The sequence below is a fragment of the Natronococcus pandeyae genome (genome assembly GCF_008122205.1).
Classification (GTDB): Archaea; Halobacteriota; Halobacteria; order Halobacteriales; family Natrialbaceae; genus Natronococcus; species Natronococcus pandeyae.
In genome coordinates this window covers 45,555-59,656 of record NZ_PHNJ01000022.1, presented here as the reverse complement: position 1 = coordinate 59,656, position 14,102 = coordinate 45,555, and the positions used below count along the sequence as shown (strand labels likewise).

Genomic DNA, 14,102 nt, shown 5'->3' with positions numbered 1-14,102 from the left:
TTGTCGAGCAGTTCCTCGACCGCCGTTCGAACGGTCTTCGCGCGACCTTCGACGACCGGTTCACCCCAGCCGACGGTGCCGTCGCTCGTCGTGAGTTTGAGAAAGAGCCAGCGGGGCGGGACTTCGAACAGTTCGTATTCTGTTATTCTCATTATTTATTACTATTGGTGATATGCGTACGAGATCGTGACGCGGACCGGATGATTGCCGTTGTGTTCATTGTTTTAGTGTCTAACCGGATGTCATTTTTTCGCGGCGAGTGCAGCGAGTTCGTCGAGCCCCGAGAGGATGTGATCTGGGTCAGCAGTCAGTTCAATTGTATCGTTGTGAGATCTGCGCAAATACGCCGCATCGATCGCTGCCTTTCTGGCTGCCTCGACGTCCGACTCCCGATCTCCGACATAGAGCGTCTCCTCCGGGTTAACATCGAGTTGCTCGAGCGCCCGATCGATGTAGTGCGGGTCGGGTTTCATCCGCTCGAACCCTTCGATCGTGTCTGTCCGCCCGAACCAAGCGTCGAACCGATCCTCGAGATCGAACCAGTCGACGACGAACTCGACAGTTGCCTGTCGATTGTTGCTGACGATCCCGAGTGTGGCCTCGAGTTCACTGAGTGCAAACACGTCATCGTACAGCATTCGATGTCCGCGCCGGATCTGCTCGTTTTCGATTGCCGAGGCTGCAGCTTCGCGTTCACGCCAGAAAGCGTCCGAATCGATTGCCAGCCTCTCGCATTGATTTCTGACGAGTTCGATGTCGTCCGGATCACCCAATTTCACGACCGCCTCGTCGCTGACGCTCTCGACTCCGAGTTCCGCGACAGCGTCGGCTGCAGCACGGCGGTAGACCGACGGCACAGTGTGTGCACCTTCGACGAGAACGCCATCGAGATCGAAGACGATCGACGTGTATTCGCTTTCGGTCATGCCACTTTCTTCCGGAGGTATGCTGAGAGCATTTCGCTGAATACGACCACGAAGAGGATCGCAATCAAGATCGTTAAGACACCGCTCCAGTCGAACGAGTTCTGCCGGGTCATCAGTTCGGTACCAATACCGCCCGCACCGACGAACCCAATAATCGTCGCACCGCGGACGTTGATATCCCAACGGAATGTCGTAATTGTAATGAATGCAGGTTTGATCTGCGGAATGATCCCGTAGATCAGGATCTGCAACGGATTTGCTCCCGTTGCTGAGATCGCCTCAACGCTTCCCATGTCGATTTCCTCGATCGCCTCGGCAAGCAGTTTTGCAACGAATCCGATAGAGCGGACCGCGACCGCGACGATTCCGGCGAGTGCTCCGGGGCCAAAGATCACGACGAAGATGAGCGCCCAGATGATTACGTTCACCGACCGGGTGAAAGAGATGATGAGTTTCCCAAGGTAGTACGTGGCGCGGTTGAACGTTGTGTTCTCCGCTGCGATGTAGGCGACCGGTGCAGCGAGCAACACTGCGAGTCCAGTCGAGAGCACCGCGATGTGGATCGTCTCAATCAGGGGTCCGACGATCTCGCCGGCGTACTCTACGTCCGGGGGATACATCCGCTGACTGAGGTCGACCATCTGTTCGGGCGCAGTGATGACGTATTCGGTGTTGATGTCGAGTGCGCTCCAAGAGGCGACAACTGCGAGCAATCCGAACAGGATTAGGAAGTACCGAATGAGTCTAGTTCTGGTATCGAACCGTTCCCACTCGAGATTCGCTGTGTTTCTTTTCAACTGAGAGCTAGTTTCCCCCGTCATTACTGGATCCTCCGTCTAATAACTGCGCTAATCGCCTCACCCAAGAGGACGAGCGCGAGAATTACTAGGATGATCGCGAGCGTAAAGTCGTACTCGTATCGTTCGAACGAATGTAACAGCGTCAATCCGATACCACCTGCACCGACGATCCCGACGATCGTACTCGAGCGAAGATTGATGTCCCACCGATAGATTGACAGCCCAACAATTCGAGGCGTGACCTGTGGCAACACACCATAGAGCATCACTTGTGCCGTGTTCGCACCGGTTGCCCGGATCGCTTCGGTTTGTTTCTCATCGATCTCCTCAATTTCCTCCGAAATAAGTTTTCCGAAGAACCCGACCGTCTTGAACGAGAGCGTGATGATTCCTGCCAGTGGACCGACACCAACGGCGATCACGAGAACGATCGCAATGACGAGTTCGTGAAATGCCCGTGCGAAGGAGATAATTCCCCTGTTGAGCACGTATAAAGGCTTCGGTGAGATGTTTTCTGCCGCCATGAACCCGACCGGAATGCTGACGATGACGCCAAGGACCGTCGCGATAATCGCCATGGCGATGCTCTCTACCATGCCGCTCCAGATCAACTCCCGCTGCTGTGCACCGAAGTCCGGTGGAACAGACTCAGTCAGGAAGTTGCTCGCGGCGCTTCCCCCCGCAAGCAATCGATCGGGGCTGACCCGCATTTCCCAGACGCTCCAGGCGAGGAACCCGACGAGTGCGAGGTAGACGAGATATTTGACGTATCTGTTGTAGAACACAGTCGGGCGGTCCCAGGTGCGTCTGTCGATAGTAGTAGTTCCTTCTGCCATGATTAGATCTCCCGGAGTTCTGTCCCGAGATTGTCCAACGCCTCGTCGTCGTTTCCTTTGCGGCCCGTTTTCGAGACGGAATCGCTACGGTAGATGCGATCTTCCGCCTCCTCGACGAGCTCGTCGGGTTCGCCCTCGAACGAAACTTCGCCGTCGGTGATACCGACGATCCGATCGGCGTACTCAACGGCGAGATCCACCTCGTGAATGTTGATCAAGACGGGAATGTTTTCCGCCTCGGCGATATCCGTCAGCAGTTCCATTACGGCTCGGGACGTCTCAGGATCGAGACTGCTCGTCGGCTCGTCAGCAAGGAGAATCTTCGGTTCCTGAACGACCGCGCGTGCAATCCCGACTCGCTGACGCTGTCCCCCGGAGAGTTCGTCCGCACGTTTATCCTCGAAACCGGCCAGTCCAACCGTCTCGAGGGTATCATACGCGTGCTCAACCGCGTCGGGAGGGAACTGTCGTCGGAACGCCTGCCACGTATTCACTTCACCGAGCCGTCCCGAGAGAACGTTCTCCATTACGGTGAGTCGCTCAACGAGATTGTACTCCTGAAATACCATTCCCATGTCAAGCCTGGCCTTCCGGAGTTCCTTTTTGTTCAGGCTCGTCACGTCGGTACCGTCTAGGACGATGCGACCGGACGTCGGTTCAGTCAACCTGTTTATACACCTGATGAGTGTGCTCTTCCCCGCGCCACTGGGCCCGATGATAGCTGTGGTCTCGCGACCACCGATCTCCAGTGATACGTTCTCAAGGGCGCGGTCACCCGTCGGATAAACCTTGGTTAGATTTTCTATTGATAGCATTGTTGTGCTGAAATTGTCTGTGTTGTAAACGTGAACGCCGTGCCGTCGATCAGCGTCGGGGACACGTTAGTGCTTTGTCCGCACCGAGAAATCGGTGCGAAAGAGGAGTTACTCGTCTTCGATATCGTCACCGTAGTCGATCCCGAGATGTTCATGGCTCGTGAGGATGACGTCCCAGTGAGTGGCATAGTCGACTTCGGTGAAAGTTCCTCCGTGGATCTCTTCGGCCATTTCTGTCCCGGTATAGTCGTAATCGAAAAATGCTGCCTCGATTCCCTCCCGGATGTCGGGCGCGAGGTTATACCGGATTGAGAACGGTCCGGACGGGAACGGATTAGACGACCAGACGACTTTGATGTCGGCTGCGTCGATCTGTCCTGCTTCGGCGACCTCTCGAAAGTTCGTACTCGCGACCGGTCCTGCCTCATAATCGCCGTTGTCGACCGCGAGGATGCTTTGTTCGTGTCCGCCCGAGTAGGTTACCTCGTAATCTTCGTCAGGAACGACCCCGAAGTCCTGTTCGAACATCGCACGTGGTGCCTGGTTGCCTGAACCAGAGGTCTCGGACGTGTGGGCAACGTCTTTGCCGGCAAGATCCTCGACGCTGTTGATCTCGTCGTTATCTGCCTGCGTGATTACCCACAGCTTATACCCGAATGTCCCGTCCTCGCCGACCGGCATCGCCAGCGGAATCGCTTCTGCAAGGTTGACACCATGTGGTGTGTTCCCCGGGAAGAAGGCTGCAATATGAAGCCGTTCGGCGTTCATCGCTTCGACCTGTGCGGCGTAGGAGTTGAGAATCTCGAACTGAACGTCCTTTCCCGTCTCCTCCTCGATATTTTCGACGATGGGGTCAAGCGTCCCTTCATACGCCTGCTGACCAGTTTCACCCGCACCGTAGGAAAAGACGAGCGTATCCGGGTCGATCCACTCGCTTTCGTCCTCAGGCGGCTCTGGTGGCGCATTCCCGTAACGAGGCTCGTCTTGGGTCTCCATTTCTTCAAGGAACTCGGTCGTCCCGAGCTCGAAGTCGTGCTCAATCAGCGTCGAACCGAGCTGTGGATACTCGGGGTTTGTCGGATCGAAATCAGGGAAGTCGTCCTCACTCACGTCACTGCTACCATCGCTTTCATCATCCCCCGTACAACCTGCGAGAGCTGTTGCTCCCACAACGCCGGCACCGACAAGGAACCGTCGACGGCTGCTATCTTCCGAATTCGAGTCTTGTGTCATCTTTGCCAACATACCCAAACTAGAGGGGAAGTATATATACTTTTCCACCATTAACGCGATTCTGCATATAGATCCCGAAAAAAAGCGTTCCCCAAGTAAGAACGTCCTTAGTATATAAGGTGATATCGCCACGACGCCGACCTTTTGGGGCAAATATCACCTCTTTAATATTTATTTCCACCCTAAGTCGACCTAATCAATTGAGTCCGACGGCATCTTGTTCACTAATAGAGAACAGCTGATTTATTGTGATTTCTGAAACAGTATCTCTGAACAATTTGGAACCACGACGACATTGCTGTTCAGACAACTGTAACGACGCTCGCCATCACTGACTACTTCGTGACCGCAGTCGGGTTGGAGTCACCGGATTATCGACCAAACTCGAGATTTCCAAGAGCACCGTTAACACCCACGTGGCAACGTTGCGTGAGTTAGGATACGTACGTCGCATCGGAAGACCTGATATTTATCCAACAATCACGACCCAATTTCGGTTAGCCACTTGCGAACGCAACCCAATGATTAGATTGCAAAATAAGCTGGTCTTCAAGGACATCGTTGCTCCTGCCGACGAAACCTGGACGAGAAAGTCATCGTAATCAGCTACGAGAGTCATTACTTGATGTGCACGCTCAATGGCATTATCTGTTGAACCAACGACTTCTCCAAATCACGGCCCCAGCGAAATTACTCGTGTACAGCGGCTTTTTCAAGCAAGTTACTCAGATAGATGGACTACATCTGATTGCCTGAGTCGACTCGGTCTCTCGGGGCAAGAGCTGTGTTCCGGTCGCGTCGAACGCTCGTACCGTGCCCTCGAGACGGTCCGACGCGCCACCTTCGAGAACTACGACCGTTCCGTCGTCGGCGACGAGGCCAACCGTCGGATGATCGAGCGGTGTCGTCCACTCGAGCGATCCGTCGTGGAACAGAAAGCCGCGTGACTGACCGTCTCTTCCCGGGGTGCCGTACGCGATCCGCCACGATCCGTCAGGAGACTCCCGAAGCCGGCAGACGTAAGTCTCGTCGTCGTACTCGATCGTCTCCCGACCAGAACGCACAGCGTGGGCTTCCCACGGCCCGTCTCGGTCCCACTCGAACCCCGGTGCGGGAGGATCCTGTTTGCGTCCGAAGAGCATGGATACCCATGCAGTATCAACACGGCAAGAAAACGATACCGGTCACACAGCCGGATAGAGACCGAGTCATCCTCGATAAGACCCGGAAAACTGACTCCACACGAAGTACAGAGCTGCGGTCTGTCCCTGCTTCCGGCAAAACAGCCGCTCTCGTGCGGCTATAGCAGCAGAAACGGGGCCCCAAAGACCGCTCCGACCCCGATCAGCACGAGGTTCCAGAACAGGACGGGACGAACGAGTTCGCGGGACATGCTCGCGGCGAACACCGTTTTGACCAGAATGCTGGCGGCGGTGCCAGTGATCACGCCTGCAACGGCCGCCTCCTGCGAAATCTGATCCGTGCTGACGAGCGTAACGGCCGTCGTCGTCGCCGTCCCGCTCGAGACCAGACCGGCGAAAAACGTCGTCGCGAGAAAGCCCGTGGTTCCGAACATCTGTTCGGCGCCGACCGAGACGAGCAACACAACGAGAAACAGCGCACCGAACGTCAGCGCGTTCCGAAGGCTAAACGGAGATTTGAGGTCCGCCTCGAAGTTCGTTCGCCAGTCACTTTGCCAGATGGCGATCCCGATGCCAGTAACCATGATTGCACCGAGCGGTGCCGCGACCACGAGTGCCGCCTCGGGGACGAACGCGACCACGATAACGGCGTTGCGAAACGCCATCGCCGCGTTCGCAAGCAGTATCGCTCCGACGGCCAGGCCGAGCAACCCCGACTGGTTTGTTGCCCGCTTGCCCATCTCGGCGACGACGGCCGTCGAGTTGACGAGTCCGCCGAAGAATCCGGTTACCGCGATACCGCGACCCTGGTACTTCTTGACGAGAACGTAGTTGACGAACCCGATCGCGCTGATCGCGATGACGAGCGACCAGATCAGCCGCGGCTGGACGGCGCCCCATGGATCCACCGTTTCGTCGGGCAGGAGCGGATAGATGACGAACGCGAGAATAACGAACTCGACTGCGCTTCGCATCTCCTCCCGAGAGAGCCCCCACGCGAACTCGTGGAGCTCACGTTTTAAGACCAGCAGCATCGAGGAGAGAACGGCCACCGTCACGGACTCGATCAAGAACCCGTTTGCGACGAGCGCACCGATGCTGTAGGCGACCAGCATCGACACCGACGTCGTCAACGAAAGGCCCTCGATATCGTCCTCGATGAAGCTCTGTGCGGCCAGCAAAACGGCGTGAGCGATGATCAGAACGCCACCGATGATCACCAGCCCCTGATCGTCGAGAATAGTAAACACTGCTGCCAGCAAACTGATCAGTGCGAACGTCCGGATACCCGCCGACTTCTGCGACCACTCACGTTCGAGACCCAGAAACATCCCGAGCAGCGTCGCAATGACGATTCTGACGACTTCGACCTCCAGATGAGCGAGTAGTTCGATATCCATCATTGTCGGAGTACAGACGTGACGGCTCCAAGCGATTCGAGAACGTAGTCAGGTTCGGTCGCTGCCGCTGCGACGTCGGCACGGTCAGTTGCGCCGGAGAGGACGAGCGCCGTCGACATACCGGACTCCGTTCCCATCTTCACGTCGGTCGCGATCCGGTCGCCGACGACGAGGCAGTTCGCAGGGGTCGTTCCGAGCTGTCGCATCGCTGCCTCCACGGCGTACCTCGAGGGCTTTCCGAGAACGGCGTCGAGTTCGCGACCAGTCAGTCCTTCGATCGCACCGATCATCGCCGCTGCGTCCGGTATTTCCCCATCGGCCGTCGGGCACGTTCGATCCGGGTTGGTCGCATAGAAGATTGGTGCAGGGCCTTCGTCGAACGCTTCGAGGACGTCACGAAGAGCCGCGTAATCGAACGAGCGATCCATCGACGCGAGAACGACGTTCGCGGTCTGCGGATCGGTCGTCACTTCGACGTTCGCCGCTCGAAGTTCGGCGACGAGCGGCGGTTCGCCGACCACGAACGTGGCGGCGTTCGGGTGGTGTGTCGCGAGGTAGTCCGCTGCGATCGAGGCCGAGTTGATGACCTCCTCGAGTGTCGCATCGATACCCAGCGCTCGGAGCCGGTCCCGATAGTCGGTTCGGGGCTTGATCGGGTTGTTCGTCAGAAAGAGAACGTCGATACCGGCCGCTCGAAGCTGCTCGATTCCTGCTCGAGCGCCGTCCACGAGTTGCTCGCTGAGATACACCGTTCCGTCCAGATCGATAACAGCTCCCTCGAGCGTGTTATTGGTCATCGCTCCGTCCACGATCGGTTTCTTTTGCAGTCGTTCGTGATCATACTGATGTGTCTTTACAAACTGGCCTCTGTACCGGTACACCTATATCTTGCTATATAGTACTATATAGAATGGGCCGCTGCGCCGTCCTCGAGTTGCATAGCGCGACGATAGTACATCGACGAATCGACATCGTGTCAGTACTGAGGACAGTAGCCGTCGAACAGACGGGAACGAGCAACTCTCTTGACGACCAATGTTTCCGGCCGGAAACGACACTCTCCGCACGCAACAGCGGTGACAAGTGGACTGATAGTCTTGCTCTATCGGCGACTGGAACTGACCGCGACAGGGTCGGACGACGTTCAGTAGGGTATCCCACCCACCGACACGTTCACGCGAATACGCTTCCGGAGGATCATTCGTTCCGTTCACGAGTCGGTGTACTAGCTGAAGGAATCCGCAGTTATCCTCGCATCTCTCGTCGAATTCGCCGGTAATATCTCTCCGTTTCGACGACAGCGGTGTAAGGAGATATTTTACTATTTAGGAGTGGGAGAAATTAGTATCCAAACATCATCAGCGTTCCGTCATTATGCTGGACCAGTATCGAAAAAGCTGGCCGAAACACCGCTCAGACGGCCCTTTTCCATATCGGATTATAGTAGAAAATAGCTGTATATAGTACTATATAGGAACGCGTAGCAATAGATTTACAAAAATACGCATGTAATTACAGATGGATTAGGAAGTGGGGTTCTGACCCGACGTTACGGTCCCGGGAGTTCCTCTGTAAAACGGAATCTAAGTAGAGCCGTCTGCGTGAGTTGGGTTTTCACAGCACGCGATAATATATGATATCTGGTTGTTTCCAAGGATACTCTGTTTTCTGATACTATATTTTCCTCCTCTTTAAACCCTACTTGACGACAACCCTTCTGTTCGGTTTTTCGCTGGAGATCGCCTTCTAAACACCTCTTTGAACACCTAGACGAGACAGGAGCAGGAACCCTTTCCCATCTACCGATATATTCGGATAGTATTCGACAGAAAATTCTCTATTTACAACTTTCTTCGAAATAGCTTTTCAATCATCGTGCGTTATCCCTTACTGATTGGGTATTATTATATTGTCCGTTCTAGCCATACGAGACCTTCTGTGTCACATTCAGTACACAGACACATCTGGCGTCGCCAAGATTACAACTATATAAGTATATAAGAAATATGGTGTTTAGCCGAGCAGTTCGAGACTCGGCACTGGTTCGAGAGGCTGATAAGTCTCTTTACCGCCAAGTGTCCCGCCATCGACACCCAATAAAAATGTAAAACAGTTCGTTCCAAATCAGGTTCATCCACTTCTAATTGCGCCATCGCGACTCTGGTCGAGCCGTCTCGGCGACCGGACAGCAAACCGGATCCTTTGGGAAACTGTTCTCCTGCTTGGGTTCGTGAGCACTCCTGGGTAAGGGATTCGAGAACGACGGGACTGCCGTCTGGCTCGAGTGTCGTGTCGTCCGCTCATAGGCCCGGTTGAAATCATTGCCCGCTCGATCGCAATACGGCACTGCGATCGAGCGGAAAATCGTTTCAACCGGGGCGCATCAGACCTCCGTTTCGGCGCAGGCGGCCAGGATCACGTCGGGATCGTCGAGGAGCCGATTTTCCATGTAGTTACCCTTCCCCTTGCCGGCCCACTTGCGCTCCTGATCGATGATCGAGAGAAACTCGAGTTCGGAGAGGATGTCGCGGACTCGGCGGAGCTTGAGCGGGTCGGAGCTCTCCTGGGCACAGACGCGCTGGTAGACGTCGTAGATCTCGGTCGTTCGGACGGCGGCGTCGCTGTCGTCGGCCTGCTGGACCAGAAACGCCATCGCCTCGAGCACCATCTTCGCGTGACTCGGCGACTTCGAGATGAGTTCCGCGAGCCGGCTGGTCTCCTCGCGCTCGTGTGCCTGGTCGACGCAGTCCTCGGTCACGGCGTCCATCCCCTCTTCTTCGGCGATCTCGCCGGCGAATCGGAGGATGTCGATCGCCTTGCGAGCGTCGCCGTGCTCGCGGGCCGAGAGGGCTGCCACTCGCGGAATGACGCTTTCCGCGAGGACGCCCTCGTGGAAGGCGTCCGAACGAGAGGTGAGGATCTCCTGGATCTGCGTGGCGTCGTAGGGAGCGAACACGTACTCGCGTTCGCAGAGACTCGATTTGACGCGCTCGTTCAGCGACTCCTTGTAGCGAACCTTGTTGCTGATTCCGATGACGCCGGCCTTGCTCGACTCGAGTTTGCCCGACTCGACGGCCCGCGAGAACTGCATGAGGACGTCGTCGTTTTCGATCTTGTCGACCTCGTCGAGGATAACGAGGACGACGTCGTACAGCGTATCGGAGATCTGCCAGAGGCGCCGATAGTACTCGGCCGTGCTCAGCCCGGAGTGGGGGATCGAGACGCCGGTCCGGTCGCGATCGTTGAGTTGGTGGGCGATGGACTGGACGACCTGCGTTTCCGTCGAGTCCTGAAGACAGTCGATGTAGGTGACACCGATCGTGATGTCGTTCTGTTCGGCGCGATCGATCGCCTGGTTGGTGATAAACTTCGCACAGAGTGATTTGCCAGTGCCCGTCTTCCCGTAGACGAGCACGTTGTTCGGCGTGTTTCCGGTGGTTGCCGGTTTGATCGCCGTGGCGAGGTTCTCGAGTTCCGCCTGCCGACCGATGATTCGATCACCGTCCGGCAGATGTGAGACCTGTAAGAGCTCTTTGTTTCGGAAGATCGCCGTTTCGCTTCCGAAATAGTCAACCGAGTCGGACATTGCGTTGGCCGATCATTCCGCGGCACGATCTTAAAACGTTCGAACCGTGTTTCCGCTGTAAGAATGCGACTTCGAGGGTTTCAGACACTCTATCCTGTAGAATACACCCCGCGTTGCCGCTGTATAGCGTGGGAGAAGACCCCTCAGTTCCGCTGTATCTTCGAAGGGGGACCCCGGAGTGCCGCTGTATGCGATGGCTGGCTTCGGATCGCCGTACTCTCGAGACACCTCAGTTCCGCTGTATGAGTGTGAATTCCAGATACTGAGAGGGTATACCACGGTAATTCTACCCCGGAGTGCCGCTGTATCAGTCGCACACACACCCCGCGTTGCCGCTGTATGAATCTGGTGGTGGCCTCGAGTCGAACGGGAGGGAACACTCGAGGGGTTGTGCACTGTACCGGCGAGCGGCGTACGGAAGAGCGGGCCTGCACGGAAAGAGAACGAGCAGACCGGTACCTCGAGAGGTGTCAGGATTCATCTCGACTGAAAGAGCCGCGTTCGAGCCCGGTCGAACACATCCGCGTTCGAGATACTCACTGGACTTTTACAAAGTAGGCCTATTTATAAGTAGCTATTATTCCGTGGTCTTGGTAGCCTGACTGGCGACATCCGTACTCAGGTATCCTCAGACACGTGTCCCTGCCGTTCGACGGTCGGTGTGTCGGTGGAACCACCGTCTTCGGGCCTGTACCATCGATATCGGCTTAGTTCCGGACATGGAGACGCTCGAAACCGTCTCGACTTCCGCTCGGTGGATCTCGATCCACCGTGTGTATACAGCGGCAACGCGGGGTGTGTGCCACGGATCTGTCAGACTTAGTACCAAACCTACCGATCCGGAAGCCGCCACAAGCAGGGTGCGACTGCGGCCGGATTGGAGGTCAGCCGTGGAAATCTCACGGAACCGTACCCGTGCATCTCACGGAACCGCGGGTAATTCCTCGAGGCAGTGTCGACAATAGGTGTAAAACTGCTCGTTCTTCGTTCCGCACTTTCTGCACGTGACTGGTTGATCGATCGACTCACGCTGAGTAGCCATCACCGCCGGTAACAAATCCAGCCATATACCCACCAGGCATACGACTGCAAGGATGCCGGATACAGGTGAGAGGGACGATTTGACGGTAGTATTCGCGATCCCCTGGTAGCCGGTCACGAGACGGTGATGCCACGAACGATACAGAACGAGACGACGATTGCCTGAACGATACAGCGGTGACGCACACTGGAACCAATACAGCGGCAACGCGGGGTGTGCCAGGGACGTATTGCAGCAAGGACAGGATACGCTACAGGGTATTTCGAGCGATATGACCCAGAACGTGAAGACGACAGGTGGTGGGGGTACTCGGCGTGGGGTGGTCGCCGAGTGGGAGCGAGCAGGGGTGGGTGGGAAGGGTGGGGTGACGGTCGAACGACGTGGCAGGGTGCCTTGGGGAGGGGAACTCCCGCCATCACTGGCTAACAGCGGAGTAGTAAAAACGTTCATTCCAAACTGTGTTGGAGCGACGGCTCAGCCGTGCCATCTCTCTCGAGGCAGCGCGGAACGGCCGGCAGCCGCCGGTGAATGCGTCGAGATACCTACGAATACTCAGCAGGAACGTCTCCCGATACTCAGCAGGTGTTCGACACCGACGTTCGCAGTCCGGACTCCTGGAGCGCGATCACCGTTCGCCCACAGTCGTTCTCCGAGTGGTCGAGCGTCGTTTCGCTTCGCGCGCCGTCGGCGCTGACGACCGTCTCGTAGGTCCCTGGCTCGAGCAGCGTGAGAAGGAGATACGCATCGGACGGGACAGTATCTTCCCGTTCGACCACCGTCTCGCTGTCGCGGGTGACCTGGAGCTCGATCTCTCGTTCGTCGTCTCCGGCGTTCCAGAGGTAGACCTTGGTACCGCCGCTATCGTCGGCCGCGTCGGCGTCACCGATCGTAATATGGTCGAACGGCTCGTCGGACTCCGAGTTGGGAATTCCCGCCTCGTCGCTACCATGTCTCGGCTCGTCTGATCCGTCTCCGTGGTCTACCCCTGTACTTCCGGCAACCGTCCCGAGCCAGCCGGCAAGTGCGGCGATTCCACCACCGAAACCGAGCCAAACGAGCGTGCGTCGTTCCATACCCGTCGTCACACCCCCCTGACTGAAACGCCTTTTTTCACGGGATGTGAACCGTCACGGTTCGGTACTTCCGTATGCATTCCCTGCTCTTGCGTTCGATCGTCCACCACTCATCCGCTGTTCTTCCGTTCGATTGTTCGTCATCCTCTGTTTTCGAGTGACTGATCGCCGTCCGTCAGGGAATCGTCCGTCAGGGTACCCTCCATCGAGGTATCGTCGCCGATCAGGGCGTCGTTCGTCGGCCGTAAGTGGTCCTACCAGATGAGCCACTCGAGTGCGAGCACGACCCCTGCCAGAAAGATGTGCTCGCCGTCGACGACGAAGCCGTAAAACAGCGGCCCGCGACCGCGACTCGCGAACGGAATGTAACAGCCGATGTAGCCGTGGAACGCGAGCAGGGCCAGAAACGCCCCTGGCAGAGTCCCGGCCGTGACGAGACCGACGACGACAGCGGCGACGAGGAGGTTGGCAACCTGCGCGACGATCCGGGTCCATCGTGGGCCGTACCTGGTCGGGACGGTCGGAATCCCTTCCGCACGATCGCCGACGATATCCTTGATATCGAAAATTATCGCGGCGATCGTGATCATCGCGCCGACGTACGCCGCCAGAAACAGGATCTCGGTCGTCCAGAGGTGGCCGTAGTATACCCCGACGCCGAGCGGGATCAGCCCCCAGGCTAGCCCGACGAACAGATTCTTGACGAGAAAGACGCGCTTGATCCCACCCAGCGAGTAGACCACGGCGACGACCGGCGGGATCAGCAGGAAACCGGCTCCCGGCAGCGAGTAGACGACGGCCGCACCGACCGTGGCGAGATAGAGTGTGGCACCGATCGCCAGCCAGTATCGACCGTACCGTTTGATGAACGCCGCTCGCTCGGGGACGTTCTCCTCGTCTTCCTCGAGGTCGGTGAACCGATTGACGGTGTAGACGAACAGCGTAACAGCGAAGACGATAAAAAACGGCACTGGATCGAACGGAAGTCCGGTGAGGACGACCGTCGTAATCACGACGCTCGCGGCGGCCAGCGAGATGAAGAGATTACTGTGGACGAACAGCCTGAGTCCGGCTGCGAGCGATGACAGCCAGCGCCGTCGACGCGCCGCAGTCGAGTTCGTCACCACGTCACCGCCCCCGACGCAGATAGTCGGATTCGAGCAACGGCACGGACCCGGAGAGGAAAGATTCGAGGCACCTCTCCGATCGGGTCGTACCGTCGGACCCTCGGCTGGGAGCCACAACGTTC

At 57.0% G+C, this 14,102-nt stretch carries 12 protein-coding genes and 2 pseudogenes; 1 reads left to right on the top strand and 13 read right to left on the bottom strand.

Annotated elements, in window-relative coordinates; all coding sequences use genetic code 11:
* The 6 genes and pseudogenes from CV102_RS24115 to CV102_RS24090 form a co-directional block, all read right to left on the bottom strand.
* Nucleotides 1-152: pseudogene (locus CV102_RS24115) on the bottom strand (galactonate dehydratase); the annotation flags it as partial.
* A gap of 90 nt (nucleotides 153-242) precedes the next feature.
* Nucleotides 243-926, bottom strand: coding sequence for an HAD family hydrolase (locus CV102_RS24110; protein WP_148860560.1), 684 nt, complete (start codon nucleotides 924-926; stop codon nucleotides 243-245).
* Nucleotides 923-1,747: a phosphonate ABC transporter, permease protein PhnE gene (phnE, locus tag CV102_RS24105; protein ID WP_148860559.1), complete on the bottom strand. Its 825-nt coding sequence runs from the start codon at nucleotides 1,745-1,747 to the stop codon at nucleotides 923-925. Before phnE (CV102_RS24105) ends, CV102_RS24110 begins: the two co-directional genes overlap by 4 nt.
* Nucleotides 1,747-2,562, bottom strand: a complete 816-nt coding sequence (phnE, locus tag CV102_RS24100) for a phosphonate ABC transporter, permease protein PhnE (RefSeq protein WP_148860558.1) — start codon at nucleotides 2,560-2,562, stop codon at nucleotides 1,747-1,749. Before phnE (CV102_RS24100) ends, phnE (CV102_RS24105) begins: the two co-directional genes overlap by 1 nt.
* A gap of 2 nt (nucleotides 2,563-2,564) precedes the next feature.
* The gene (gene phnC, locus CV102_RS24095) at nucleotides 2,565-3,377 is read right to left on the bottom strand and encodes a phosphonate ABC transporter ATP-binding protein (protein ID WP_148860557.1); all 813 of its coding nucleotides are present in this window, start codon (nucleotides 3,375-3,377) and stop codon (nucleotides 2,565-2,567) included.
* A gap of 108 nt (nucleotides 3,378-3,485) precedes the next feature.
* Nucleotides 3,486-4,610 carry a substrate-binding domain-containing protein gene (locus CV102_RS24090; RefSeq protein WP_148860561.1) on the bottom strand — a complete coding sequence of 375 codons (1,125 nt, stop codon included), beginning with the start codon at nucleotides 4,608-4,610 and terminating at the stop codon, nucleotides 3,486-3,488.
* 350 nt (nucleotides 4,611-4,960) lie between these two features.
* Here CV102_RS24090 and CV102_RS27310 point away from each other — a divergent pair.
* Nucleotides 4,961-5,212: pseudogene (locus tag CV102_RS27310) on the top strand (helix-turn-helix domain-containing protein); the annotation flags it as partial.
* A 123-nt stretch (nucleotides 5,213-5,335) separates the two neighbouring features.
* Here the strand turns inward: CV102_RS27310 and CV102_RS24080 are convergent.
* From CV102_RS24080 to CV102_RS24055, 7 genes are all read right to left on the bottom strand, one after another.
* Nucleotides 5,336-5,752, bottom strand: a complete 417-nt coding sequence (locus tag CV102_RS24080) for a hypothetical protein (protein WP_148860556.1) — start codon at nucleotides 5,750-5,752, stop codon at nucleotides 5,336-5,338.
* Between the two features lie 158 nt (nucleotides 5,753-5,910).
* The gene (locus tag CV102_RS24075) at nucleotides 5,911-7,155 is read right to left on the bottom strand and encodes an MgtC/SapB family protein (RefSeq protein WP_148860555.1); all 1,245 of its coding nucleotides are present in this window, start codon (nucleotides 7,153-7,155) and stop codon (nucleotides 5,911-5,913) included.
* Nucleotides 7,152-7,949 carry an HAD-IIA family hydrolase gene (locus CV102_RS24070; RefSeq protein ID WP_148860554.1) on the bottom strand — a complete coding sequence of 266 codons (798 nt, stop codon included), beginning with the start codon at nucleotides 7,947-7,949 and terminating at the stop codon, nucleotides 7,152-7,154. Before CV102_RS24070 ends, CV102_RS24075 begins: the two co-directional genes overlap by 4 nt.
* A gap of 1,586 nt (nucleotides 7,950-9,535) precedes the next feature.
* Entirely contained in the window at nucleotides 9,536-10,738 is a 1,203-nt protein-coding gene (locus CV102_RS24065) for a Cdc6/Cdc18 family protein (RefSeq protein WP_148860553.1), read from the bottom strand.
* 922 nt (nucleotides 10,739-11,660) lie between these two features.
* Nucleotides 11,661-11,780, bottom strand: coding sequence for a DUF7577 domain-containing protein (locus CV102_RS27440; RefSeq protein ID WP_449289638.1), 120 nt, complete (start codon nucleotides 11,778-11,780; stop codon nucleotides 11,661-11,663).
* Nucleotides 11,781-12,355: 575 nt separating this feature from the next.
* A complete protein-coding gene (locus CV102_RS24060; RefSeq protein ID WP_148860552.1) occupies nucleotides 12,356-12,853 on the bottom strand; it encodes a hypothetical protein in 498 nt (165 codons plus the stop codon).
* A gap of 254 nt (nucleotides 12,854-13,107) precedes the next feature.
* Entirely contained in the window at nucleotides 13,108-13,977 is an 870-nt protein-coding gene (locus tag CV102_RS24055) for a UbiA family prenyltransferase (protein WP_148860551.1), read from the bottom strand.
* Nucleotides 13,978-14,102 lie beyond the last annotated feature (125 nt).